Source organism: Dellaglioa sp. CoH-55-MRSF-7 (assembly GCF_056782235.1).
In genome coordinates this window covers 241540-267323 of sequence record NZ_JBXAYI010000002.1, presented here as the reverse complement: position 1 = coordinate 267323, position 25784 = coordinate 241540, and the positions used below count along the sequence as shown (strand labels likewise).

General features: G+C 32.5%; 29 protein-coding genes, 1 tRNA gene, 2 pseudogenes and 1 other annotated feature. Of the genes and pseudogenes, 23 read left to right on the top strand and 9 right to left on the bottom strand.

The features are described from left to right. The first annotated feature begins 27 nt into the window (after window positions 1-27). The 3 genes from mltG (at window position 28) to AC1RPU_RS03125 (ending at window position 2476) form a co-directional block, all read left to right on the top strand. Entirely contained in the window at window positions 28-1164 is a 1137-nt protein-coding gene (gene mltG, locus AC1RPU_RS03135) for an endolytic transglycosylase MltG (RefSeq protein ID WP_481761222.1), read from the top strand. Between the two features lie 83 nt (window positions 1165-1247). Then, complete coding sequence (gene greA, locus AC1RPU_RS03130) at window positions 1248-1730, top strand: transcription elongation factor GreA (protein ID WP_481761223.1); 483 nt, start codon at window positions 1248-1250, stop codon at window positions 1728-1730. Between the two features lie 77 nt (window positions 1731-1807). Further along, the gene (locus AC1RPU_RS03125) at window positions 1808-2476 is read left to right on the top strand and encodes a potassium channel family protein (protein ID WP_481761224.1); all 669 of its coding nucleotides are present in this window, start codon (window positions 1808-1810) and stop codon (window positions 2474-2476) included. Between the two features lie 49 nt (window positions 2477-2525). Here the strand turns inward: AC1RPU_RS03125 and AC1RPU_RS03120 are convergent, their stop codons facing one another. Beyond that, the gene (locus AC1RPU_RS03120) at window positions 2526-5162 is read right to left on the bottom strand and encodes a YfhO family protein (protein ID WP_481761225.1); all 2637 of its coding nucleotides are present in this window, start codon (window positions 5160-5162) and stop codon (window positions 2526-2528) included. A gap of 235 nt (window positions 5163-5397) precedes the next feature. On the opposite strand from AC1RPU_RS03120, the pseudogene AC1RPU_RS03115 reads away from it, so the two are divergent. From AC1RPU_RS03115 to AC1RPU_RS03085, 7 genes and pseudogenes are all read left to right on the top strand, one after another. Beyond that, window positions 5398-6291, top strand: a pseudogene (locus AC1RPU_RS03115) (peptidoglycan D,D-transpeptidase FtsI family protein); the annotation flags it as partial. Window positions 6292-6399: 108 nt separating this feature from the next. After that, complete coding sequence (locus AC1RPU_RS03110; RefSeq protein WP_481762408.1) at window positions 6400-7473, top strand: penicillin-binding transpeptidase domain-containing protein; 1074 nt, start codon at window positions 6400-6402, stop codon at window positions 7471-7473. A 167-nt stretch (window positions 7474-7640) separates the two neighbouring features. Beyond that, the gene (rpmG, locus tag AC1RPU_RS03105) at window positions 7641-7790 is read left to right on the top strand and encodes a 50S ribosomal protein L33 (RefSeq protein ID WP_057973409.1); all 150 of its coding nucleotides are present in this window, start codon (window positions 7641-7643) and stop codon (window positions 7788-7790) included. 110 nt (window positions 7791-7900) lie between these two features. Continuing rightward, window positions 7901-8575 carry a rhomboid family intramembrane serine protease gene (locus AC1RPU_RS03100; protein WP_481761227.1) on the top strand — a complete coding sequence of 225 codons (675 nt, stop codon included), beginning with the start codon at window positions 7901-7903 and terminating at the stop codon, window positions 8573-8575. Window positions 8576-8595: 20 nt separating this feature from the next. Next, window positions 8596-8796, top strand: a complete 201-nt coding sequence (locus AC1RPU_RS03095; RefSeq protein ID WP_409022657.1) for a YqgQ family protein — start codon at window positions 8596-8598, stop codon at window positions 8794-8796. Between the two features lie 31 nt (window positions 8797-8827). Further along, window positions 8828-9793 (top strand): ROK family glucokinase, encoded by a 966-nt coding sequence (locus AC1RPU_RS03090; protein ID WP_481761402.1) that lies wholly within the window; start codon window positions 8828-8830, stop codon window positions 9791-9793. A 20-nt stretch (window positions 9794-9813) separates the two neighbouring features. Beyond that, complete coding sequence (locus tag AC1RPU_RS03085; RefSeq protein ID WP_481761228.1) at window positions 9814-10221, top strand: rhodanese-like domain-containing protein; 408 nt, start codon at window positions 9814-9816, stop codon at window positions 10219-10221. Between the two features lie 47 nt (window positions 10222-10268). Here AC1RPU_RS03085 and AC1RPU_RS03080 read toward each other — a convergent pair whose 3' ends face one another. Further along, window positions 10269-10445 (bottom strand): DUF3042 family protein, encoded by a 177-nt coding sequence (locus tag AC1RPU_RS03080; protein ID WP_409022655.1) that lies wholly within the window; start codon window positions 10443-10445, stop codon window positions 10269-10271. 126 nt (window positions 10446-10571) lie between these two features. Here AC1RPU_RS03080 and AC1RPU_RS03075 point away from each other — a divergent pair, with 126 nt between their 5' ends. From AC1RPU_RS03075 to AC1RPU_RS03040, 8 genes are all read left to right on the top strand, one after another. Beyond that, complete coding sequence (locus AC1RPU_RS03075) at window positions 10572-11309, top strand: glycerophosphodiester phosphodiesterase (protein ID WP_481761229.1); 738 nt, start codon at window positions 10572-10574, stop codon at window positions 11307-11309. 2 nt (window positions 11310-11311) lie between these two features. Then, on the top strand, window positions 11312-12244 hold the full coding sequence (miaA, locus tag AC1RPU_RS03070) for a tRNA (adenosine(37)-N6)-dimethylallyltransferase MiaA (protein ID WP_481761230.1): 933 nt from the start codon (window positions 11312-11314) through the stop codon (window positions 12242-12244). Window positions 12245-12256: 12 nt separating this feature from the next. Further along, a complete protein-coding gene (locus AC1RPU_RS03065) occupies window positions 12257-13510 on the top strand; it encodes a methionine gamma-lyase family protein (protein ID WP_481761231.1) in 1254 nt (417 codons plus the stop codon). Window positions 13511-13610: 100 nt separating this feature from the next. Beyond that, window positions 13611-14000 carry a MerR family transcriptional regulator gene (locus AC1RPU_RS03060; RefSeq protein ID WP_481761232.1) on the top strand — a complete coding sequence of 130 codons (390 nt, stop codon included), beginning with the start codon at window positions 13611-13613 and terminating at the stop codon, window positions 13998-14000. Between the two features lie 25 nt (window positions 14001-14025). Further along, the gene (gene glnA, locus AC1RPU_RS03055) at window positions 14026-15369 is read left to right on the top strand and encodes a type I glutamate--ammonia ligase (RefSeq protein WP_409022650.1); all 1344 of its coding nucleotides are present in this window, start codon (window positions 14026-14028) and stop codon (window positions 15367-15369) included. A gap of 151 nt (window positions 15370-15520) precedes the next feature. Continuing rightward, window positions 15521-16405 (top strand): exonuclease SbcC, encoded by an 885-nt coding sequence (locus AC1RPU_RS03050; RefSeq protein WP_481761233.1) that lies wholly within the window; start codon window positions 15521-15523, stop codon window positions 16403-16405. Continuing rightward, window positions 16405-17337: a hypothetical protein gene (locus AC1RPU_RS03045; RefSeq protein WP_481761234.1), complete on the top strand. Its 933-nt coding sequence runs from the start codon at window positions 16405-16407 to the stop codon at window positions 17335-17337. The genes AC1RPU_RS03050 and AC1RPU_RS03045 overlap by 1 nt, the downstream gene beginning before the upstream one ends. Window positions 17338-17394: 57 nt before the next feature. Beyond that, window positions 17395-17937: a dUTP diphosphatase gene (locus tag AC1RPU_RS03040; RefSeq protein ID WP_481761235.1), complete on the top strand. Its 543-nt coding sequence runs from the start codon at window positions 17395-17397 to the stop codon at window positions 17935-17937. Between the two features lie 278 nt (window positions 17938-18215). On the opposite strand, the gene AC1RPU_RS03035 is transcribed toward AC1RPU_RS03040, so the two are convergent. From AC1RPU_RS03035 to AC1RPU_RS03025, 3 genes are all read right to left on the bottom strand, one after another. Then, a complete protein-coding gene (locus AC1RPU_RS03035) occupies window positions 18216-18485 on the bottom strand; it encodes a hypothetical protein (RefSeq protein ID WP_481762174.1) in 270 nt (89 codons plus the stop codon). Window positions 18486-18629: 144 nt separating this feature from the next. After that, a complete protein-coding gene (locus tag AC1RPU_RS03030; RefSeq protein WP_409022645.1) occupies window positions 18630-19001 on the bottom strand; it encodes a transporter in 372 nt (123 codons plus the stop codon). Between the two features lie 77 nt (window positions 19002-19078). Then, window positions 19079-19345, bottom strand: a complete 267-nt coding sequence (locus AC1RPU_RS03025) for a SemiSWEET family transporter (protein WP_481761237.1) — start codon at window positions 19343-19345, stop codon at window positions 19079-19081. Window positions 19346-20051: 706 nt separating this feature from the next. On the opposite strand from AC1RPU_RS03025, the gene AC1RPU_RS03020 reads away from it, so the two are divergent. From AC1RPU_RS03020 to AC1RPU_RS03010, 3 genes are all read left to right on the top strand, one after another. After that, a complete protein-coding gene (locus AC1RPU_RS03020; protein ID WP_481761238.1) occupies window positions 20052-20327 on the top strand; it encodes an ArpU family phage packaging/lysis transcriptional regulator in 276 nt (91 codons plus the stop codon). A 298-nt stretch (window positions 20328-20625) separates the two neighbouring features. Then, window positions 20626-21600, top strand: coding sequence for a hypothetical protein (locus AC1RPU_RS03015; protein WP_481761239.1), 975 nt, complete (start codon window positions 20626-20628; stop codon window positions 21598-21600). An 8-nt stretch (window positions 21601-21608) separates the two neighbouring features. Beyond that, entirely contained in the window at window positions 21609-22172 is a 564-nt protein-coding gene (locus AC1RPU_RS03010) for a hypothetical protein (RefSeq protein WP_481761240.1), read from the top strand. A 22-nt stretch (window positions 22173-22194) separates the two neighbouring features. On the opposite strand, the pseudogene AC1RPU_RS03005 reads toward AC1RPU_RS03010, so the two are convergent. The 4 genes and pseudogenes from AC1RPU_RS03005 to AC1RPU_RS02990 form a co-directional block, all read right to left on the bottom strand. After that, window positions 22195-22788: pseudogene (locus tag AC1RPU_RS03005) on the bottom strand (IS3 family transposase); the annotation flags it as partial. A gap of 116 nt (window positions 22789-22904) precedes the next feature. After that, a complete protein-coding gene (locus AC1RPU_RS03000; protein WP_481761241.1) occupies window positions 22905-23186 on the bottom strand; it encodes a putative quinol monooxygenase in 282 nt (93 codons plus the stop codon). A gap of 119 nt (window positions 23187-23305) precedes the next feature. Continuing rightward, window positions 23306-24010, bottom strand: coding sequence for a DUF4352 domain-containing protein (locus AC1RPU_RS02995; RefSeq protein ID WP_481761242.1), 705 nt, complete (start codon window positions 24008-24010; stop codon window positions 23306-23308). Between the two features lie 407 nt (window positions 24011-24417). Next, a tRNA-Arg gene (locus AC1RPU_RS02990) sits at window positions 24418-24491 on the bottom strand. Between the two features lie 176 nt (window positions 24492-24667). Between AC1RPU_RS02990 and AC1RPU_RS02985 the strand changes: the two genes are divergently transcribed. Next, the gene (locus AC1RPU_RS02985) at window positions 24668-25300 is read left to right on the top strand and encodes a TetR/AcrR family transcriptional regulator (RefSeq protein WP_409022635.1); all 633 of its coding nucleotides are present in this window, start codon (window positions 24668-24670) and stop codon (window positions 25298-25300) included. A gap of 53 nt (window positions 25301-25353) precedes the next feature. Next, window positions 25354-25439 (top strand) — a sequence feature (ribosomal protein L21 leader region). Between the two features lie 18 nt (window positions 25440-25457). Further along, window positions 25458-25766 (top strand): 50S ribosomal protein L21, encoded by a 309-nt coding sequence (rplU, locus tag AC1RPU_RS02980; protein ID WP_409022634.1) that lies wholly within the window; start codon window positions 25458-25460, stop codon window positions 25764-25766. Window positions 25767-25784: the final 18 nt, after the last annotated feature.

Genomic DNA, 25784 nt, shown 5'->3' with positions numbered 1-25784 from the left:
TATTATTAAGCGTGAGGAGGTTAAACAATGAAAAAAGATGATACATCTCCAGAATTACCGCCAGAGAATAATAAAAACCAGGCTAAGAAAATTATTGCAGGGGTCATTGCATTATTATGTATATTACTACTGACAATATTGTTTATGACCTATAGATATATCAAGGCATCTTTAGATCCACTAGATAAAAATAATAATAAAATTGAACAAGTTTATATTCCAATTGGATCAAGTACAAAACAAATTGGAACAATTTTAGAAAAAAATAAAATTATTAAAAGTGGTACGGTGTATACGTACTATGTCAAGCAAAAAAAGGTGTCACAATTTAAGGGCGGCTACTATCAACTTAAGGCATCTATGAGTTTGGATAAAATTGCTTGGACACTTCAACAAGGTGGAAGTAGTGAGCCTATACAAAATAAATTAGCGAAAGTATTAGTTGGTGAGGGAACAACAATTAACCAAATCGGTAAATCCATTTCAAAAGAAACAAATTTTTCATATAATGATTTTATTAAATTAATGAAAAATAAAACTTTTTTGGATTACTTAGATAAAAAATATCCAGATCTTTTAGATACCACTATGGCATCTAAAAACGTGAGATATCCTTTAGAAGGTTATTTGTTCCCAGCTACGTATACTGTTTATAAAAAAACAACGTTAAAAAATCTTGTTGAGCAAATGATTGTTAAAGCAAATGATGAATTATCGCCTTATTATGCAACAATAAAAAAACAAAAATTAACAGTACAAGAGGTCATTTCTCTCGCTTCATTAGTTGAAAAAGAGACGGAAAACCATAAAGATCGTCAAAAAATTGCCGGTGTTTATTTCAATCGAATTGCATCAGAAATAACGTTACAATCAAAAATATCAGTTAGTTATGCGCTAAATATACCGCAAAAAGATTTAACGTCAGCTGATTATTACGTGGATAAACCATATAATTTGTACGTTTATAAAGGATATGGACCTGGTCCATTTAACAATGCTAGTTTAGATTCTATCCAGGCTGTTTTGACACCATTGGACAGAAAGAAAGGTAATTTCTATTTTATTTTCAATTCAAATTCTAAAAAAATAGAATATTCTAAAACGTATGAATATTACCAAGCATTTTCACCTATGACACAGGCTGATAATGATTATGTTCAATAATCCACGCAACCGGTTTACAATCACAAAATTAAATGTTAACCTGATAGGCATATTGAACTTATTAATTTTAAGAGGAGTAAGTGATGGCAGAAGATAAAGTATATCCAATGACCGTAGACGGTAAAGTTAAACTTGAAGAAGAACTTGAAACATTAAAAACAAAAACGCGTGCAGAAATTATTAATCGTATTAAGATTGCACGTAGTTATGGCGATTTATCAGAAAATTCAGAATATGAATCAGCTAAAGATGAACAAAGTTTTGTTGAAGGCCGAGTTAAAACAATTGAACATATGCTCCATTATGCAGAAATTATTGATAACGCTGGTGTAGATGCTGACGAAGTTTCTGTTGGTAAAACAGTTTCATTTATGGAACCTGGTGAAGAGGAAGAAACATACACGATTGTTGGTGCGGCAGAAGCTGACCCAATGTCTGGTAAAATTTCAAATGAATCACCAATCGCTAAAGGATTAGTTGGCCATAAATTAAATGAAACAGTAACAATTGAAACACCAAATGGTAATTTTGAAGTCAAAATTACCGATGTTAAAGATAATTTATAAAAGCTAAATATAAAAGATTAAGTTGCAAATCATTTGTTACTTAGTCTTTTTTTATTAAATTAAGTAGGTGAGATAAGTTGAAAAAGAATTTTGCAATAATCGGTTTAGGTCGATTTGGTGCGAGTGTTTGCGAAACGTTGATTGAGTATGGGCAAGAAGTTTTAGTTATTGATAGGGATGAAGCTCGTGTAAATGATTATATGGATATTGCAACACATGCTGTTGTTGCCGATGCACAAGATGATGAAGCTTTAAAATCAATCGGTATTCGTAATTTTGATCATGTGATTGTCGCAATTGGTGAAGATATTCAAGCAAGTATCTTAGTCACATTGATGGTTAAAGAATTAGGTGTTCCTGTCGTAACGGCTAAAGCATTGAATAAATATCACGCTCGTGTACTCCAAAAGGTTGGGGCAGATCATATTGTTCATCCTGAACGAGATATGGGAATCAAGTTGGGTAGGGCATTAAGTTCTAATCATTTGTTAGATTACTTAGATTTAGATGATGATTACCGATTGGCAGAAATTGATATGACAGATCCGAGATATGTTAATAAGACATTAGATGAATTAAATTTCAGATCAACATTTAATTTAAATGTAATCAGTATTAGACGTGGTAAAGAAATGATTATTTCACCATTAGCAGATCAAATTATTTTACCAAATGATCAGGTACTGATTATTGGTGAAACAAAAGCTGTCACAGAATTTGATGAAAAAATGAACAAGACTAAATAAAAGGACAAGATTGCATATTGCAATCTTGTCCTTTTGTATTATACAAAAACTATTTAATCAATCTTTTTGTGTGAACGATAATTGGCTTAATAAGTATCAAGAGAATAGCCAAAATTGAGACGATCAAACCAATACCCATGTATGGTGGCCAATAGATAAGTTTAACGGTATGATTTCCCTTAGCAACTTTAAAGCTGAGAAAAGTATTCAATGATTTATTAGTTGCTACGGATTTACCATCAACTTTAACATGCCAACCTTTACTGTATGGAATCGTTGTAAAGACGACTTGATGATTACGTTTAACTGATATTGAACCTGTGATTGAATGTTGATTGTATTTTGTAACGTTTAATTCACTAGATTTTAGTTGCTTAATTTGGGATTTAAATGAATTAACATTCATTTGATAAAGCGTAAAGTTTTCTAAGAAAAGGGTTCTTTTCTTTAATTTAGCTGTCAGAACTATTTTTTTACCTTTATTATTGGATGCAATATTAACAACAACTGTATTTCGATACGTTTTATATTGTTTTAATTCGTGACCATTTAATTTAAATAAAACATTATCAGTACTTAATCCTGAACCTAAGGTTAAATAATAAGCATCGTTTGTTGTTGGTGTGTATGTGAAAGTGACTAGTCCAGATTTATTTAGTTTCGTTTTTGTTAGAATAGAATTTGTTAAATTAATTTGTGAACCAACGTTATCAAAATTGACAGTATTAAAATTAATTGGTGTAAATAAAGCATCGTTATTAATACCGGTTAGAGCAGATAACCAATCAGACTGATATCTTAATGGGTTAGTTGTTTTATTCTTGTTTGTCAATATAGTATCATTTGCTGCATAGCCAATTGATAAAGCATACGGATTTTTAACCGTTTCAGTTAACGAGTTATTTGAGACAGGTCTATAGTAAGCTGTATCAGGTTTTTCAGTTAGTGGTGTCAATGTTTCTAACTGTGTGTCCAATGCCTTAGAAGTCCGTAATTGTTTTGGTGTAAAAACGTACTTCATATTTAATAGGGCATCTGTTACCAAGGTACCATTTGAGTAAGTGACATAATTATCACCATCAGGTTGTCCTATCTTACCGTAAAAAGTTGGGATTGATTTTGAAAAAGCAGAACTAAAATGGGAACCGCTGAAAAAATCAGCTGACATGGCATCATTTTTAGTCCGACTGTATGTTTGTGCGACACGATAGAAAGAATTATCAATTTTTTTTAACGATTTACTTTCAGTTGCTAGGGCAGTCGTTGACACGTCGTATTCACTTGTAGATAAATAACTAATGTTATCTAATGAATAAACAGCGTTACATGACATCTCAGCTATTACACTTGCAAATAACAACCATTTGAATGAAGGTGATGCATGATCTTGGAACTGAATTAAAATTAACGTTAAAAGAATAAATAAAATTGATAGGAATAAAGTTTCATCAGATAAATAACTATAAGATTCTTTTGATATAAATAAGTACGTAAACATTCCGATGAATAAAAGACCTACAATACTCAATTTCCAGAATTTTATAGGATTAAAGTACTCAAATTGTTGAGCAGCTAAAAGGATAATCCAAAAGCAAAATACAAATGAAAAACGATAAGGATACCAAACTGGAAATTGCATTCCGTGCCATAGTAAATCTAAAGGTTCAAAGCACATCGATAGGATCAAGAAACTTGTGATTAAAAAAGAGACAACCCGTTCTTTAATTGAAAAACGGTTATTCATGAAATATAAGATAAAACCAATTAAAGCCAAACTCCCTACAAAAATATTAGGGAAACCAGAAGGCATTTGATCAAAATTGAATGAACCAATCACAAATTTTGAAAGCATCGCTAAAGGATTATATTCAATTTTTGCTTTAATAGATTCTTCCGTGTATTCTCCCTTACTTGAAAGCAATGAGAATAGAGTTGGAAAGAGGATAATTGCTGAAATTGCTACAGAAACTAGAGATTTATAGATGAAAATCCATGATTTTTTAAAAAATTGTTTAACTGATAGAGATACACGACTTGTTGTATATAAGAAATATAAAATCATAAAAAGACAGACCATATAACCCATATAATAGTTAACGATTAAAAGTAACGCAAGCCACCAAGTATAAGCCCAACTTTTTGAATTCAACTGTAATTTTTCAAAGCCTAAAATAACTAAAGGTAATAGAATAACAGCGTCTAACCATAATAAATTAAGTTGGTTAGCAATCGTCCAACCCATTAGCGCATACGCTGTGGCAAATAATGGGATATAAAGTGAAGTCATTCTTGTTGTTTTCTTTAATAATAAACCGAACGTAAGGCCTGATAAGGCATATTTTAAAAGGGTGACTACCATAACACCCGCTAAAATTGATTTTCCTGGAAATACTAAGAAAATAAGATTAAAAGGACTCATTAAGTAGTATGCCCACTCACCTAACATATCACCACCAATTGCTTGTGAAAATGAATAGAAAAAACTAGTAGGATGATGGAGAAGTGTGGCTCTAAAATAAGAGAAAAAATCAATATATTGCTGACCTAAATCAACAGTTAATAGAGAACTATTCCCAAAAGGATACATTTTGCGGCCAATAAAGTAACAAAGCATAATGAATAAAGGAATAAGGAAACTTAGAAGGAGTACATGATTCTTTTTAAGATAATTTTTAAGCTTAACCATTTTAAAACCTCTCTGACTATTAATGTATGGTAATAAGAATAGCATATTTGGGACTTTACCGCATAAATCAGCAGCAGATAAAAATATATTTAATCTGATTATTAAAGTTTTTATTATAATATAAATTGTTAGCCTGTTTATTGGGCCAATGAATCTTAAAAATGTGGTAATATGGTAAATGATATATTTATACGAATTAAAAGACTAATAATGATACAGTGAGAGGTAATTAAACGTGAAACTTCCAAAAACAAAACAAGGTCGAAGCAAACAAAATAAATCACATATTCCATTTAGATTAAATTTCCTGTTTTTTATTGTTTTCCTACTTTTTGCAGCATTACTGGCGCAGTTAGCCTATTTACAAATTTTAAACGGAGCTTCATTTGAAGCGACAGTTAATAGTACGGATACGACAACAGAAACTAAGAATGTACAGCGTGGGATGGTTTATGACTCAACAGGTAAGGTTCTAGTTGGTAATAATTCTTCTCGAGCAATTACTTATACAAAAGGATCAGGTATCCTATCGCCTGATTTATATAAGATAGCTAATAACTTAGTAACCTATGTCAGTATTGATACGAGTAAATTAACAGACCGCAATGCTGCTGATTACTACTTAGCGGATAAGGGGCATTTAAAAGCTGTCACTGCTGCTGTAAAAAAAGAAAAAAATTTAACATCTGCTGAGTTAAACAAATTATCAACTACTGATTTTAATACATTGACAGTAGCATATGCTGTTAAAAATAACATTGATTCATTAACTGATGAAGAAAAAGAAGCTGCTACTGTTTTTGGGAAAATGACGGGTGCTTATTCATTATCAACTGTTTACTTAAAAACCTCTGATGTTTCCGATAAGGAGATGGCTGAAGTAGGTGAACATTTATCAGGGATGAATGGGATTAAAATAGGAACTAACTGGTCACGAAGTTACCCAAATGGTAAAAGTATGAACAGTATCATCGGAAATGTCACTAGTGAAGCTACTGGGCTACCTAGTGATAGCGTGGAAACGTTAATGACTGAAGGTTATTCACGAAATGATAGTGTTGGTCAGAGTTATTTAGAAAAACAATATGAAGATGTTTTAAAAGGAACAAAGTCACAAACTAAGGTTGAAGTGGCTAATAGTAAAATAGTAAAACAAGTACAAGAATATAGTGGTAAAAAAGGTGATAATCTCGTCTTAAATATTAACGCTAAATTCCAAGCTCAAGTTCAAAAGATTATGAACGATAGTGTGAAATCAATTGCTGGAAGCAATCCTTATAATCCAGGGGCCTACGCAGTTGTCATGAACCCAAATACAGGTGCCGTTTATGCAATGGCCGGTGTTAATCGAAATATTAAAACAGGTAAGATTACGGATGATGCTTTAGGGTCGATTAATCAAGTATTTACCATGGGTTCTGTTGTAAAAGGTGCTACGGTTATGGGAGCTATGATGGATGGGGCAATTACACCAACTAGCAATACCATAACTGATGAACCTATTAAGCTTGCTGGGACAGCTCCTAAGTCATCATGGTTTAATACATCTGGTTCAGCTAACGTTGCGTTAACAGCTTCTGATGCATTAATGGTTTCTTCTAACTCGTACATGATGCAGTTAGCAATGAGAGAAGGCGGATTCAAATATTCAAGTGGTTCTTCACTGGATATGTCGAATTCAATTTTCCCCAAAATGCGTGGTTACTTTAATCAATTCGGACTTGGTATCAAAACAGGTGTTGATTTACCTGGTGAGTCAACTGGTTTTGAGGGTGTAGCTAACCAAACAAATATTGGTAAAGCACTTGATTTATCTTTCGGAAATTATGATTCATATACAACTATTCAATTAGCGCAATACATGTCAACGATGGCTAATGGTGGTACAAGATTACAACCACAAATTGTAAAAGCGATTCGTTCAACAAATGAGGATGGTTCTTTAGGTTCTGTTCAAACTGAAATGACACCTAATATTTTAAGTACAGTTAACGCAACAAAATCAGAATTTGATGTTGTTCAATCAGGATTTTATAAGGTTGTTCATGGATCAAGTTCATTGAGAACTGGGAATGCGATGAGTGATGTAACACCATCAATTTCAGCTAAAACAGGTACTGCTCAAACATTCTATGGAACATCTGAAACTGAAGCACTTAGTTTGGCTTCATATGCACCTTCTAACAAGCCTAAAGTGGTCGTTGCACTCGTTTTCCCTGGAATGGCTAATAATACAGGTAGTGCTGTGAATGGTCAGGCAGCAGTTTCAATTTATTCAGCATTTTGGAAAACTGTTGAATCTGATAAATAATATTAAGGAAATAAGTCATCTAATACCTGATTTTATTGCTGTAAAGTAAATTTCCTTAACAAATAAAAAAAAACACTAGCGTTTACTTATTAATAATGATATTATATAAGACGTTAAAGACTAATTGTCTTATGAAATTATGAAGAAATATATGGAGGGTTGCAACCATGCGTGTACACATTACATTAGAATGTACGGAATGTCATGAACGGACATACCTATCAAGTAAAAACAAACGTAATAATCCAGATCGTGTTGAGCTTAATAAATTTTGCCCACGTGATCGTAAGGTTACTTTACATCGCGAAACAAAATAACAACGGGAATTTTCCTGTTGTTTTTTTGTTTTAAATAACTTTTATACTAGTTGAAATAAAATCTTGTAAACGTTATTTTGTAAATTTTTATATGAAATAAGGAGCTATCTATGAATTTGGCAAAATACAAAAATACACCATTTATGACGTACTTTTTTATTGGATTATCAGCAATTGTTTTCATCGCAATGACACTTGCTGGTGGTAGTCAAGACACAAATGTATTAATTGAATTTGGCGCTAAATATAATCCACTGATCATGGACGGCGAGTGGTGGCGATTATTTAATCCCATATTTTTACATATTGGATTTGAACATATTGTCCTTAATATGGTTACATTGTATTTTATTGGTATCCAAATTGAGATGTTATTTGGTCATTGGCGTTTTACAGGCATTTATTTGCTTGCTGGAATTGCTGGCAATATTGCAAGTTTCACGTTCAGTCCAGATACTATTTCGGCAGGCGCTAGTGGTGCTATTTTTGGTTTATTTGGGGCATTCCTAATGTTAGGTGATAATTTTAGAAAAAGTGCCTATTTTAGACAAATGTCGCAGCAATTTTTACTATTCATTGTGTTAAATCTTGCGTTTGGGTTTATGTCGTCAAGTACAGATAATGCAGCTCATATTGGCGGTATTTTATCTGGATTCTTAATCGCAACGACTGTAGGCGCACCAAGATTGGCACGAATCAGTCATATTAAACAGATAGCTGCATTCGTTATTTTAATTATTATCAATTTAATTCTGATTAAAATTGGAATTTCTAATAGTATCTAGTTTAAGGTGGTGACCGTTAATTGAAAAATTTGTATGATGTCCAACAACTATTGAAACAATTTGGTGTGTACGTTTATGTTGGTAAACGTATGTGGGATATTGAATTAATGGCATTGGAATTAGATAATTTACATCGATCAGGAGTGATTGATGACAAAATCTATGCTAGAGCTAAAATTGTACTATCTCATGAACATCGAGTTGAAGAACAAAATAATTGAGAGTGTAAGTGGAGGAATTTGAATAATGGTAATTGAAAAAAAATTAATTGGTGTCGACTTAGGTGGCACAACAGTTAAATTCGCTATTTTAACTGAAACAGGCGATATTCAACAAAAATGGAGTATTGAAACAAACGTTCTTGATGAAGGCTCACATATTGTGCCAGATATCATTGCTTCAATTAATCACCATATCAGACTATTTGATATGACTGCTGATCAATTCGTTGGAATTGGTATGGGCTCACCAGGTACAGTAAATCGTGCAGATGGAACTGTTATTGGTGCATATAATTTGAACTGGAAAACATTGCAAAATGTTCAAGCAGATATTGAATCCGGTACACAAATTCCATTTGCTATTGATAATGACGCCAACGTTGCTGCTTTAGGTGAACGTTGGAAAGGCGCTGGCGAAAATGATGATGAAGTTGCCTTCATCACGCTTGGAACTGGTGTTGGTGGCGGTATTATCGCTAACGGTGCATTATTACATGGTGTTGCTGGTGCTGGTGGCGAAGTTGGACATATTACAGTTGAACCTAATGGCTACATGTGTACTTGTGGTAAGCATGGTTGTTTAGAACAATATGCTTCAGCTACTGGTGTTGTACGTGTAGCTCGTGATATGGCTGAAGAGTTTGCTGGCCAATCAAAATTAAAAGAAATGTTAGATGACGGACAAGAAATTACATCTAAATTAGTTTTTGATTTAGCTAAAGAGAATGATGTTTTAGGTAAAATGGTCGTTGATAAGGTATCGTATTATCTTGGACTAGCTTGTGGTAACTTAGGTAATATGTTAAATCCAGCATATATTGTTATCGGTGGCGGTGTTTCTGCTGCTGGAACGTTCCTATTAGATCAAGTTACTAAATACTTTAAACAATTTTCATTCCCAACAGTTCGTTCATCAACATCATTAAAATTAGCACAATTAGGAAATGAAGCTGGCGTTATTGGTGCCGCTTCACTTGCTCGTCAGTTTATTAAATAATAATTGAGGGGAGAACTAGTATGATTTTAGGAGCAGTAAAGGTTAGTTTAATAATTAATATCATTTTGATTATTATTTTAGTTGGGTTAGCTGGTAACCAATTTTATCTTTGGTATATGGGTCGCCGTGCAGCTAAATTAGTAACAAATGAAGAATTTAATGAAGGTATGCGTAAGGCGCAAGTTGTTGATTTACGTGAAAAAAGTGAATTTGATGCTTCTCATATTATGGGAGCAAGAAATATTCCCTATTCTCAATTTAAAACAGCGATTGGTGGTTTAAGAAAAGATTTACCTCTTTACTTATATGACCAAGGTAAATCGATTAGTACTCGAGCAGCCTATAAATTACACAAACAAGGCTATACAGATATTACTATTTTGAAAACAGGTTTTTCAAAATGGGATGGTAGAACAAAAAAACGCTAAAAAGAAAAAGCATTGAGGAATGAAAATTCTTCAATGCTTTTATTAGTTTATGAATGGTGTGATGAACGGCTCTTACGTGTTGCACGTTTACGGTTTTCTTCAATCATTTGTTCTTTTTCTTCGATGGGTGCAACAACAGTTTTTTTAAAGGCAAAGACGCTACCAACTAATGCGCCTACAGTTGCAGCAGTTCCGACTAAGAAACCTTTTGAAAAGTTTTTCATTATGTAGACCTCCTTATTCATTTGACATCTTTATTATGACTTATTCAATCTAAAATTGCCACTAAAAGCACCGCTATTTTACGATTAATGATATAATAATTTTTGAAAGTTAGGGGTGACTTGTATATGCAGACCAAAATTTATGCGCATCGCGGAAGTAAGGGAACCAGACCAGAAAATACGTTAGTTAGTTTTCAGGCCGCAATAGATGCAGGAGCCGACGGCATTGAGACTGATGTTCAGTTGTCTAAAGATGGTGAACTAATCATTATGCATGATGAAAAAATTGATAGGACCACAAATTTAACAGGTAAGGTAGTAAATCTGACACTAGCGGAATTAAAAAAAGCAGATGCAGGAATTAAATTCAGTTCTGACTATCAAGGTGAACAAATTCCAACATTAAAAGAAGTAATTGAGTTGTTAAAAGATAACAACTTTAAAGGCACTTTTAATTTAGAATTAAAAACGAATCATATAGAATACCAAGGTATAGAAGAACTTGTAAATAAACAAATGGAACAATTACCATCAGATATTCATCTTTTGTATTCTAGTTTTAATCCAAACTCAATTCGTAGAATGCAAAAAATTAATCCTGATGCAGAATTCGCGAGTTTATTCCAATTTAAAATTAAAGAGTCGCGTCAATTGGCTAAGCATCATTTAATCACTAGCTTACACCCTGATGTGACCTGGCTGAGAGAACGACATGGCTTATTTTGGCCAAAGCTACTGATTCGCCCTTGGACAGTTAATTCAGTTAAGGATATGACTTATTGTTTTAAAAAGAAATATGATGCCATTTTTACAGATTTTCCTGCAAAAGCAATAGAAGTACGAAAAGATATTCAAGGAGATTAGAAATGACGCAAAAAGTATTGTTAATTGTTGGGCCAACTGCAGTTGGTAAAACTGATTTATCGATAAAATTAGCAAAAAAATTTAATGGTGAGATTATTTCAGGCGATTCTATGCAAGTTTACCGGAAATTAGATATAGGGACGGCTAAAATTACAGAAGATGAGATGGATGGAATTCCACATTATTTAATTAATCACAAGAATAGTGATGAACGTTATTCAGTCGCTGATTTTACAGTCGAAAGTCGCGCAGCAATTAGTGATATTGCCTCTAGAGGGAAATTACCAATAATTGTTGGTGGGACCGGATTTTATTTACAGGCATTACTTGATAATTTTCAATTGGGAACAGATAATGACGACGATTTAAATTTAAGAAAAGAATTACAAGAACGTAGTGAAAAAATCGGTCCTGAGGCACTTTGGCAAGAATTAGAAAGCTTAGATCCAAATGCAGCATTAAAAATTCCAGTTAATAATACGCTACGAGTAATCAGGGCATTAGAGGTTATTAAAAAATCAAATCAATTGTTTTCGGCGCAAGCGGATCAAAAAACGGATGAGTTTAACCCCTTTATTATTGGGTTATCGACTGATAGGTCAGTGCTATATGATCGGATTAATCGTCGAGTTGACCTTATGATTGGTTCCGGGCTGATTGATGAAGCAAAATGGCTTTTTAACCAAAAAACCAATGATTTACCAGCTAGTAAAGGTATTGGATATAAAGAGCTATATGCTTATTTTGAAGAAAAACAATCACTTGATGAAGCGACAGAGTTAATAAAACGCAACTCAAGGCGTTACGCAAAACGACAATTAACTTGGTTTAGAAATAAAATGGCAGTTAACTGGTTTGATTTAATCGAGCATCCGGAACAACTAAGTAAAATAGAAATACAAATAGTGGATTGGTTAAAAGGACAAAAGTCATAAGGAGAAGAATATATGCAAAAATGGATAGATAATTTATCACAGGAGTTAGCAAATGTTGTAGGAGAAGTTGATACTCAAATTGAACCAAGACTAAAAGAAATTGATGAACAGGTTTTGTTTAACCAACAAAAAGTCTTGGAAGCTTTTAAGAAAAATAATGTTTCTGAAACATATTTTGCCGGATCAACAGGATATGGATACGACGATATCGGCCGCGATGGACTTGATCGTATCTATGCAGATGTTTTCAAAACAGAAGCGGCAATGGTGAGACCACAAATTGTTTCAGGAACGCATTCAATTTCAACAGCCCTTTTTGGTATGTTACGACCAGGGGACGATTTATTATATATTACTGGGATGCCATACGATACGATTCAGGAAGTTATTGGTATTTCTGGAACGGGTATTGGTTCAATGAAAGAATATGGTATCGGGTTTGATTACGTCCCATTAACGGCTGACAATCATATGGATTCTAATGGTTTAAAAGAAAAGTTAACGGATAAGGTTAAAGTTGTTGCAATCCAACGTTCTCGTGGGTATGCAACTAGAGATAGTTTTATGGTATCTGAAATTGCTGAGATGATTAAAGAAGTTCGTAAAATTTCAAAAGATGTGATTATTTTTATCGATAACTGCTATGGTGAATTTTCTGAAACAATTGAACCAACAGAGGTAGGTGCTGATATCATGTCAGGGTCACTAATTAAAAATGCTGGTGGTGGTTTAGCTAAAACGGGTGGTTACATCGTTGGACGTGCTGATTTAATTGAAAAAGCTGGTTACCGCCTAACAACACCTGGTACTGGTAATGAAGAGGGCGCCACCTTAAATGTTATGAGAGATTTTATTCAAGGGTTCTTTTTAGCACCTCATGTAACAGGTGAGGCAATTAAAGGTGCTATCTATACGAGTGCATTACTTGAAAAAATGGGATTAGATGTGTCACCAAAATGGGATGCACCAAGAACTGATCTCATTCAAACGGTTAACTTTGGTAAACCAGAACCAATGGTTAAGTTTGCTCAAGCTATCCAACGTGAATCTCCCGTTGATGCATATGTTGAACCAAAACCAAGTGATATGGCTGGTTATGAAGATAAAGTTATTATGGCTGCGGGTACTTTTGTTGAAGGTGCTAGTGTCGAATTGTCAGCTGATGGTCCAATAAGAGAACCTTATACGCTTTATGTTCAGGGTGGGTTAACGTATGCGCATGTTAAGTTAGCAGTTACAGCTGCAGTTGAAAAAACATTCTATTGAACAATCGACTGTAAGCTATGTTATAAAATCTAACATTGTACGTTGACAGTCATTTATTTCCTTGTTACTATAAGGATGTAATTAAAAAGGAGGCTTGTTTATGAAAGAGAAGGAACTCAGACGATCATTAGCGGTATTACCAATTGGAACGGTAATGAAATTAACGGACTTAACGGCTCGTCAAATTCGTTATTATGAGGAGCAGGAGTTAATTATGCCCCAAAGAAATGATGGTAATCGCAGAATGTATTCACTGAATGATATTGATAAGTTATTTGAAATTAAAGATTATTTAGATGAAGGCATGAATATGGTTGGCATTAAAGAAATTTATTTTGAAAAGGAAGCACAGGCTAAAAAGCAACGCAAATTGTTAGAAAAGCCTTTGACAGATAATGATGTTAGACATATTTTTCAAAATGAATTTCTTTCAGTTAGTGGACTTAAAAATCCTGACGATCCTTCTTTTAACACAAACAAGCGTCTATAAATTATAAATACTGAGGAGAGATAAAATGGCAAAAGCTGCATACACTAAAGATGACATTGTTACAATGGCAAAAAAAGAGAACGTTAAATTTTTAAGACTTATGTTTACAGATTTATTCGGAATTATTAAGAACGTGGAAGTTCCGATTAGCCAACTAGACAAATTATTAGAAAACAAATTAATGTTCGATGGTTCTTCAATCGACGGATTCGTTCGAATCGAAGAAAGTGATATGTACTTATACCCAGATTTATCAACTTGGATGATTTTCCCATGGGAACATGAACATGGAAAAATTGCGCGTATTATTTGTGAAGTTTATAACGCTGAACGTAAACCATTCCAAGGTGATCCAAGAAATAACCTTATCCGTGTCTTAAAAGAAATGAATGATTTAGGGTTTACTGAATTTAATATTGGACCTGAACCAGAATTTTTCTTATTTAAATTAGACCCTATAACGGGAAAACCTACAACACAATTAAACGATAAAGGTAGCTATTTTGATTTAGCACCAGTTGATTTAGGTGAAAATTGTCGTCGAGATATCGTGTTAGAACTTGAAAACATGGGTTTTGATGTTGAAGCTTCTCATCATGAAGTAGCACCTGGCCAACATGAAATTGATTTTAAATACGCAGATGCTTTACAAGCCTGTGATAACATCCAAACATTTAAATTAGTCGTTAAAACGGTAGCTAGAAAACATGGTCTACATGCGACATTTATGCCAAAACCATTGAATGGAATTAATGGTTCAGGGATGCATATTAATATGTCATTATTTCATAAAGATGGTAATGCATTCTTTGATGAAAAAGATAAGATGCAATTATCTGAAGATGCCTACCACTTCTTAGGTGGTTTATTACAACATGCACGTGGTTACACAGCAATTACTAATCCAACAGTTAACTCATATAAACGTCTTGTCCCTGGATTTGAGGCACCTGTTTATGTTGCTTGGTCTGGACGTAACCGATCGCCATTAGTTCGTGTACCAATGGCTCGTGGGTTATCAACTCGATTAGAGTTAAGAAGTGTTGATGCAACTGCTAATCCTTATCTTGTTATTGCGGCTATTTTAGAAGCAGGACTTGATGGACTTAGAAATAAAGTTGTACCACCTGCATCTGTTGATAGAAATATTTACGTAATGAACCGTCAAGAACGCCAAGATAATCATATTAGTGACTTACCATCGACACTACACAATGCCATTAAAGCATTGGAAAAAGATGATATCATGGAAAAAGCAATGGGTCCTCATTTATATCCAAGCTTTATTGAAGCCAAAAAATTAGAATGGGCTGCTTACCGTCAAGAAGTTTCTGAATGGGAAAGAGATCAATATTTAGAACTTTATTAAAAAAAGTGTAATAAAGGTTTGAAATGACTAACTAAATGATTGATAATGAAACTAGGACAAGTAAAATTGTTTTAGTTTTTTTGATTATGCAAAGAAAAATCACAATACATAGTAAAAAAAATAATCATTAAATATGAATAAGGGGTAAACTATGATAAAAGACAATCAATTTAATTTATCGGATCACAGTGAAGCTACAAACAATATCGAACGCACTCTATCTAAAAAAGTTGAGTACTTAAATCAACTTAGAGAGGCGATTAAACAAGAAGATGATCGATTAGTTTATCAACTCATTAACCAATCTCGTTACGCACAACTAGTGTTAAAGAAAAGAAGCGTTTCGGAATCTGCCATTCAAGAAGAGTTGGTCATTAAAGATTATCCACAAATTCAACAATATTTAAGTTTGAAACTTATCTCATATTTACGTGATACGTATCCATTCTTCTATTTTGAAGAAATGGAAGTTGGAAAATTCAAAATTCATTTTGGTAATTGGTGGGATCGAAAAGAATTTGGCTATTTAGACGTTTTAAATGTTGAATTTAAATTTGATGAAGAAGAACTAGCTAAATTAGCTAAGTCTTTTGAATTGGAAGAAACGAATAAACGTGTTAATACAGATAAAATTAATCAAATATCAATTCAAAATAAAGAACGTCAAGAATTAGTTGATTCTCAGGATGAACGTGACGCTGAAAAAGACAAAATTCGCGAAGATATGAAACGTAATTCACAAGAAAAAGGGCGTCCTTGGGATGCTGGACGTATTCGTGAAGAACGTCGCGTGTTAAAAGAAAGATTAACAGAGTTAACTGAGATGGATGAAAAAGCCAGCAGTGCATATCAAGATATTAAATCAAGTGAGACTGATGTTTTAAGTTTAGCCAAAGAAGATACGTTGATTGGTTATGAAAGACAAAGTGTTATTGGTATATTTGGTGATTTTGAAAAATTCACTAAACAAAATGATGCCTTATATTACAGTTATTTATCTCACTTAATTAGTCAAAAAGGACAGGTGACTGAATAATGGCTGAAAAAGAAAAGCAGTTAGTTTCTACAAAATCGCGTTTAGTAAACTTTAATGAACAAATTAAATTAAGTCTGAACAATGGGATTAAATTTACGGAAACATTAGATGTTTTAATGAATACCCAGGATAAAGTTGAGTTGATTGATGCCGCAATGAGTTTGATGGGTTATCAACTTGACACTAATTATTTAACATTCCCGCAAAAATATAGTGCTGCAGATTATTGTTTACTCTTCTTTAACCGTTTAATGGACTTGCATGATAATGAAACGGCTATTTTACACTTCTCAGAGCCTAGAAAAGCACTTGTCCATGAAATACCTGGGATTAATGTCGTAGATAGTTTTTCCTTTAAAATTGATGATAATGATGGCGCTTATTATGTTGCACAAGAATCAGGAGAATCTTTATTTTATTTAAATTTACGTAAAAGAATGATTCGAATTAATAGTACAGCTATTACAAATGTCTTAATTGTTAGTTACTTGGAAAAATTAGACGCAAAATCGATTAAATATCTTGAAATGATGTTAATTGATTTTGCGACGTATTTAAAAGAAGATTATGGATTTAGCGTTGATCTTAATCTATTGGATTCAGGTAATCCAGCAAGATACGAATTGTCTGAAGATATACTTAAACGAAGTGTTATCGATGAATTATTTGTACTTGCTTCAGAAAATGAGTTAATGGTTGAAGCAGGCGCAAATAATAGTGCTGTTTTAAAATTAGCTAAATCTGAAATAACAATTTATGATCAACAACAAATGGGTGAGAGTGATAATGAAAAATGGGTCGTTGCTGTTATGGATGCTGCCCAAGAAATTTCATGGTTCGATATTTTGTTGAATGAACCTTTCATTAGAAATTGGTACTTGAATAATATAAATGAATTAAGTATTAAATCAGATCCCTTGATTTTTAAATAATAAAAAAATGTCTGTCCGTTAGTTACTAGTGGGCAGATTTTTTTGGAGGAAAATTTAGTGAACTTAACAGATATGATCCAAATGGAACGAAGCTTTGATCGGGATGTTATTCAAGATAAAAAAATTAGATGGAGTCCTGAAGAGAGATTGTTTAACGCCTATGTGAGCTTGGATGTTGAACTATCAGAATTAGCCAACACGGTTGAATGGTTTAAAGTCTGGAAAGAAAATCGTGGACAAAAAATGGAAAAAGGCAAAACGCATGAAGAGACAGTACTCTCAGAATATGTTGATGCAATGAGTTTCTTTTTTAATATTGCCAATCAAAATAAATGGACCTATTTATTATTAATTAGTGACGAAGAGATGGATGATTTTGCAAAAAAGCCTATGACAATGTCATTGAATAAAGTCTTTTTATCGTTAAAATTAATGATTTCTAAAAGTTTATTTAGTCATAAATTAGAAGATTTTAAACATGCTTGGCATCTTTTTATTAAATTCGGGTTAGTTGATTTAAAATTGTCTTGGAATGATATTGAAAATGAATTTGTTAAAAAAAATATGGAAAATATTGAAAGACAAGAAAATAATTATTAATTAAAACAGTCTTAAATTGGAGCTAACCAATAATATTGGACAAAAATTTAAGCAGGTTACTGAATTTTAAGAGCTTGGTATCGTATTATTAGTAATTAATTTACAACTGAGCGTCGTAAATAAGGAATCATTAATAATTCGTATTTTAAATTTTAATAAAGAAAAGCCTTCGACATTGGATTTTTGTCCAATATTGAAGGCTTTTTTGTGTTAATAACTGAATAACAGTTTTTATTTGAATGAGACTAATCTCTTTTAAAATTAACTTAAGTAAAAAATCAAGAACCAGTATCAAAATTAAAATCAGCACCATCTTCAGATTCATGAATATGAACGTCTTTAGCAGACGAAGTACTATCATTAATATCAAAGCTCTCAGAAGAAGATGTCTTCTTAGTAGATGATGAAGATTCTTTAGAAGAATCTTTGGCCTTAGAAGATGAGGCCTTTGTGTTGGATGATGCAGACGACTGTTGAGAAGAAGAGCTATTTTTGTTAGAACTGGAATCAGAATTATAACTATATTCGCAAGCAGACAATAGTAGCATTGATACGCTTAGAACCCCTAGTAAGCTAATAAATTTTTTCATTTTAAATCCCCCAATATTTTTATGGTGCAAAGCGAGCAGTAGGAATCGCACCTACTAAAAGTATCTATACGCTCGTTAGAAATTTATGTTAAATTTTGTTTATTAGTGCTTAGCAGGAGCTTGTTTGAGTGTGAAAACTGCTGCAATGATTAATAAAATAAATGTAGGAAGGGCAAAAACCATTGATAAAAGAAATAAACCGCAACCAATAATACCAAGAACATGGCCAGTAATAGAGATATCAGCTTTTCTTGATTGAACAAGTGCAACAATGTGAAGAATAAGGCCAATTCCTAGCATAATATAAAAGAAAATAGCTGTACCGCTAGTTAAGGTTGATGTTCCAGAGACAGCGTGTGATGTTACAGTAGATTTATTGATACCAGTTAAAATAACGATAAGCCAAGAAAAGGCTACTAATATAGTATTTATGATATCGAAAGTACCTGCTGCAGTGTTAATTTTTAGTTTCATGAAGAATTCCCCCGTATGGAGCTTTTAACGTGATTCCCTATCTGCACGTAAGTATTCTATTTTATGTATATGATATTTTATAAGGCAGTGAAGAAAGCGATGGCGCCTAGAAAGATACCCGGTACGTTTGCAAAGAATATAGGCCAGTCTTTATTTTTACCACATACGCCATAGACAGTCCAAAATATGCAATTAATACAGGCAACCAAGGGCTGAACAGGATTACCCTGGCTACCATTAAGGTTGGAAATGATTTGTGGGATGTATGAGACATACATTAAGATAGATAAAATACTTGCAAACTTCCCGATTTTTTCTAGAGTGCTATCATTTAATAATTTCATTCTAATTCCTCCAAACTTTTTTATGCCTCTCTATAATAACTAATTATCAGTTATTCTACAAATTATAACAACTGGGAGTAGGTAAAAATGTTTGGTGTTGGTGAAAATAAACTTGTGGATGATTTTTATTATTAAAATGCATCAAAATTTTCTTGGGTGATAAATTAATTATTTAAATGAAGGCTAGGTATTTGTTTAGGTTAATATCTTACTAATTCAGAACTGTTATTGTAAACTCAGTATTTTGTTTTTAACTAATACTGACTATTTATGAAATTGCTGGATCTGAATAGCAAAGCTATAGAATGTTGAATAAATGATATTTAAATAGTGGTACATTCAGTAGAAACTATAGGACTAATAGTTTCTGTTAACAGATGACTACGTATCAAAAAAATTTACAGGGATGAGTTAATGCGTTGCTCTAATCAGAATGACGTTCCTCAGATGATTATCAAATTTAACAATAATTTTTCTTATAAAGGTAGCGCAGTTATTGATACTATTCATGAGTTGACCATTTAGGAGAAGAATGAAGTAATCAGAGAAATTACACTACTTGAGTTTCATTAATGATTTAGATAACATAAAACCCACTTAGTAAGGTGACTTATACATACAACTATTACTCTGACTGGCAATGATTATAACAAACGTAAAGGGGGAAATGCTATATCTTCATTTAACGAACTATTCCCACAAGTCAATGAAAAATCTACAATTAATAAGGTTAAACGTTTTTTTAAAGTATGGTTACCAAAAATGCAGAGATATAGTCAGAAGGATATTAGCGGAATTAAGTCGCCAATTATCATGGATATGCCTAAAAAGTACCTCAGGGAACAATCAACACGAAGAGACCATAACTAAACGTATCTATGCTGAGCAAGTTATTAATAATGTTCTAGTAGCTTTAAAGAGTTGTGACACTATTAGTAGAAAAATATTAATAGATGTCTATATTGCAGAAGATAATAAATAAAATGATATTGAAATGGATGATTTAGGATATGAAAAGACGAGATACAGTTTTTACAAGAATCGAGCATGCTTACAGTTTGCTGATTCATTCTTAATTGAAGACTTACATGATTTCAAAAAGTGAACATTTAGTGAACAAATTGAAGTGATTAATCTGTTATATTAGTAATATGATATTTTGATATCAGTTATTAATCTCTAATCCAAATATTTATACACACATGAGAAAGGTATTGTTTACCTGTCTTTTTTATTGTTTAATAATAGAGCGAGTATAAATTATTTGGAGGAGTAACTATTTGGACAATTATTATGTATTTAAATTAAATTTAGCACCAAATATAATTAGAACTTACGTTGAAAGAAAATCAGAAGGTTGGAAACAGCTTAAACATAATGTAATAAAGGATGATCTAACTAATAGTTTTGGAATACCTAATGGATTTGAAAGGGGAACATATTTAAATTTTATTTTTAAGGATACTGATGTTAAAGAAGAATTATCCAAATCTATAGAATATACAGAATTTGTTGCTCAATCTAAAAAAATAGAAGAGGAATATTTTGCTGTTATAGAAAACTATGAAAAAAATTCGGGCATTTTATGGACAAAAGAATTTTTGGGCGTTACAAAAGTTGAAATGAGAACAAAAATGGACAAATTACTTAAAAAATATCCATTTTTAAAAGAATCATTAGATGATGTTTTAGAAGATGATATAATAGGCAACTTAAAAGGGTACGGACGTTACGGACATGGTCGTAAAATGATGCTAGAGGCTAGAAAAATAATACGGTATATTCAGGATAAAGAATATATAAATGCTGGAGTGAATTTTTTTTATGAATTGGAAACTGAAAAAATTTTAATTTCTACTAATGACAAAAGTTTGAAAGAAGCTATTAGTATGTCTGAAAGAATAGAATCATTTATAAATACAGCAGAAAATACCAATATGGGTGCTGTATCAGTTAATGCAGTTCAAGATAGCGTTAGCATTAAGCAAGATTATGCAAGAGTAACAGTACATCTTGTCTATCCTAATGGTGCCCAGCAAGTTGAAGATAGGGACCTTGCTAGTCGAAAACGTATAAATGCTGAAGATGTGAAAAAAATATATAGTGCCCCTAGAGGAGAAAAAGTAAATACAGTAGAGTTAAGTAAACAATTGGGTGAAGATGCTAAGCGAGGATACCTTAAATCGATAAAACATAGGGCAATGAGTATAATGAAAATTGTACCTGTAATAGTTAATAAAAATTTTCATAAATAGGTGATAGTATGGTAGATAATAAATCATTGATGAGAGCATTATGGACTTCAAAACGAGCAACTATATGCAATATATACTCTAAAATTGGAATTTCGATAAATGTAATATTTACAATAATATATTTATTTTTTCCGGATATTATTAATGTTAATTATGAAGTTTCAAGCTTATTGGGTATTTCTGTTACCGGATTATCTTTTACATTCGCATTATTTGTTGCGGTTAAAAGTATCTTTGATATAGATAATTTAGGACACATATATTTAGTTTCTAAAACAGATACTCAATTAAAAAACGTATTTGTTGAAATATTCACACCATTTATGTGGACTTCATTTTTATGGCTAACCATAGTTGGAATATCAATTAGTACTATGTTAATATCATTTGAAACCTTTATTGATTTTGAAGTAATTTTGTATTTGAAAGGAATAGTTTTAATTTTAGTATTTACGGCGTCTTTGAATATTTTTGGGCTTATTTTAGACATCATCCGAGATACTCAAAAAAAGGCTATAGAGGCTGGAGAAGAAGAAGCTGAGTCAATAATAAAAAATAATAAAATGAAGTGAACCCTAAATATTGGACGAAGCTTTATGCAGCATTCTGGGTTATAAAAATTCGGTGTTCAACCGGGCTTTTACAACCCAATTTTATTTTAATTCGTGAAAAATTATAGTCATTTATCCAAACCGGTACTTGTGAAACTAGTGTTTCATATGTATCGGTTTCTTTTTGATAGAAAGCTTCAGCTTTCATAATATGGAAAAAGCTTTCCATGGCAGCGTTATCTAAACATGTTGCTTTACGTGACATACTCTGAAAAATACGATATTTTTTGAGAATAGTAACCCAATTTTTGTGTTGATATTGGAATCCTTGGTCAGAATGAATCGTCGTTCGATAATTTAAATCTTTTGGGATTTTTGCAATTGCTTGTTTCAAAACCTTTGTTGTAAATTTAACTGTTGGATGTTTACTAATCTGATGACTTAGAATTTTGCCTGAAAACAGATCATAAATACAGGTGAAATGGGCCCGTTCATCGATTGTTTCGTCACCCCAACGGACTTCTGTAACATCTGTTGCTAGTTTTTGATAAGGTCGGTCCGAAAAGAAACGGCGATTAATCAGGTTTTTAGAAACGGTACCAACTTTTCCTTTATACGAGTTGTATTTGCGTGTCTGGCTGAAATTGAAGTAGCTCCCATAAATTAAATCTCCTTAAATTTTTAAAATTTTGTAGCAATACGACCAATGAGCCTTGCACTCATAGCCAGCTTAACTGGTGGTCGAAAGGGTAGTTAGGCGTCCATTACAATAACTTGTAATTCTTCAGTTACAAATTGATTGATGCCTGCTAAAAATTCTTTAAAATAAGTTGTTTCATTGTGGAAGTTAACTGCGTCTTGGTCTTGCCAATGCTCAATTATTGCATAACGATTGTTGGCACCTAATTGTTTAAAATGATTGTATGAAATATTACCAGATTCTTTTTTTGATTGCGTCACTAGAGGATCAATAAAATGTTCATATTCTGTAATACAATTTTCATTAACAACTAAACTAACATTAAAAACTTTCATGATAATATTCTCCTTTTTAGCTTTTAACGTGATTCCTATGCACGTAGATAAACAAAAACGAGCAGCAGGAGTTGCACCTGCTTGAAGTATCTATACACTCGTTAAAATTAGTTAAATATTTATTCCCAAGTTGAGTCCCCGTAAGTGACAGAGAACGGACCAGCATTAGAAGTTGTAAAGTATAATGTCATTACAGCTTTTTTTCCGGCAGCTATTGAATTTGGAATATTACCAGAGTAAGTCTCTGAATTAAATTCCCCAATAGTATCATCACTATCATAGACGTCAAACTTTTGACCATTGAAATCTAGTGGACCTGTACCATTATTTTGAACGGTTACTTTAACAGCAACTTGTGTATCACCGGATTTAACATCATTTAAAGGAACTGACGTTTCTTTTTCAGCAGAGTCAACGGTTATCTTTGAGTCGTCAGTTAAATCTACAGAATCGCCAAAAGATGAAGTAGATTCTGAATCGGATTCATCATCAGTGTATGACTCATCGTCAGATTCTGAATCAGATTCAGATTCATCGTCAACATATGAATCATCATCGTCATCATAACTAGAATCATCATCTGATTCTGACGAGTCACTAGCACTTGACGATCTAAAATTAGACGATGAACGCGCTGACGAATCTTTATCAGATGTTACCGACATCACGCTAAAAGAAATAATTGATATGCCTAAACCGGCAATCAATAAAATTAGTGGTATTAAATTAGAAGCTTTATTACCCCAAGCTACAATAAACCAAGTTACACCTGTAAAAAAAACAACTAAACCAATAAGAAAAATAATTGTAAATGTAGTACTCATGAATATATTTCCTCCGAAATCTATATCTCTACTCCTAGAAATATGATAAAATTATTTGTTAATATATTTATACCCTCTAACTTGCTACCAACAGGTTAGGGGATTTTTTAATAGTTTTATTTCAAACAATTTACTAAAGCTTAAGTAATTGCTTGATATTTTTAACGTGTTTTCCAGTAATACAATATAAAGCGTTGCCAACAGCCTTACCGACAGAAAATGCTTTCTTATCGCCTGATATTTTAATACTTTAGTAGATTTATTGATAAAAATATCCATGCAACAAATATGCAACAAATGTTTTGAGCATTCTATCCTTTATAGTCTGTTTTCACCTAAATAAAAAAATAGGAACGCCCGTTTAAAGGCATTCCTATTTTTATAAATCGGTCTAGAATGGATATCTATGACTCGGGTGAGATTCGAACTCACGACCGTCCGCTTAGAAGGCGGATGCTCTATCCAGCTGAGCTACCGAGTCATAACAACATTTAATAGTATATGATAAAATACTGGTACTTGTCAATGGAAATTGGTAGAACTCTTATAAATTATCAAAAACATGAATGAAAGTTTTGATGAAATGTTCTATAATAAGAAAGTAATAGACATAAATGGAGATAAAGACTATTTAATTATGAATAAAGAGGTTGAAAAATGGTTGATTCTAATGATCCACGGGTAAAGAGAACAAGACAAAATTTAAAAAAATCATTAGTTGTACTCATGAAACATTACAAAGTTGAAAATATTAGCGTTCAAAAGATTACTCAGGAAGCAAATGTCACTCGAGGAACATTCTATCTGCATTATCATGACAAACAAGATTTTATTAATCGGGCAATGGATGAAATTTTAGATGACTTTTTTGATTACATTATGATTATGTCAAAACAATCACCAGATAAAGCGTACGTTTATTCGAAACCAGTTGAAGTTTGTTGTTTAAATCGGGTGTTTAACTACTTACAAGATGAATCAATGATGTTTGGCGTACTTTTAAATAGTCAAGAAGATGTCGCTTTTTCTGATAAAGTATATGATAGACTAGTTATCTACTTAAATAACTTTAGAGAACAGTTAGCAGGCGATTTTGAAGTATCTAAGATACCAAACGAGTTACAAGTATCCTATGTTGCATCAGCGCACCTAGGCTTCATTAAACGTTGGTTACGAGACGATATGATCTACACACCGCACTACGTTGCTAAGGTTTTAAAAGAAATTACTGGCGTTGATACAAGTAACGGAGTCAATTTAACAAACTTTTTTGTTGAAAATGATGGATAACGTTGACTTAAGAAGTTACATTTGATATTATAATAACGTTGTATTTGTGAACACCACAACTGCAACCGCACGTTTTAAGTTTTTAAGCGTCAGGTTGTCTAAATCTGATCACTAAATTACGGCGAGTCTAAGTAATCTATAAGGAGGTGTAATACACATGTACGCAATTATTAAAACAGGTGGCAAACAACTTAAAGTTGAAGCCGGAGAAGCTATTTACATTGAAAAATTATCAGCAGAAGCTGGTGAAAAAGTTACATTTGATGAAATTGTTTTAGTTGGTGGCGAAAAAACCGTTATTGGTGCTCCTTTTGTTAAAGGTGCTACAGTAACTGGTACTGTTGAAAAACAAGGCCGTGAAAAGAAAGTTGTTACTTTCAAATACAAACCTAAGAAACATTCTCATACAAAACAAGGTCATCGTCAACCATATACTAAGGTTGTTATCGATGCTATTAACGCATAATTTTGAAAGTAGGCTACT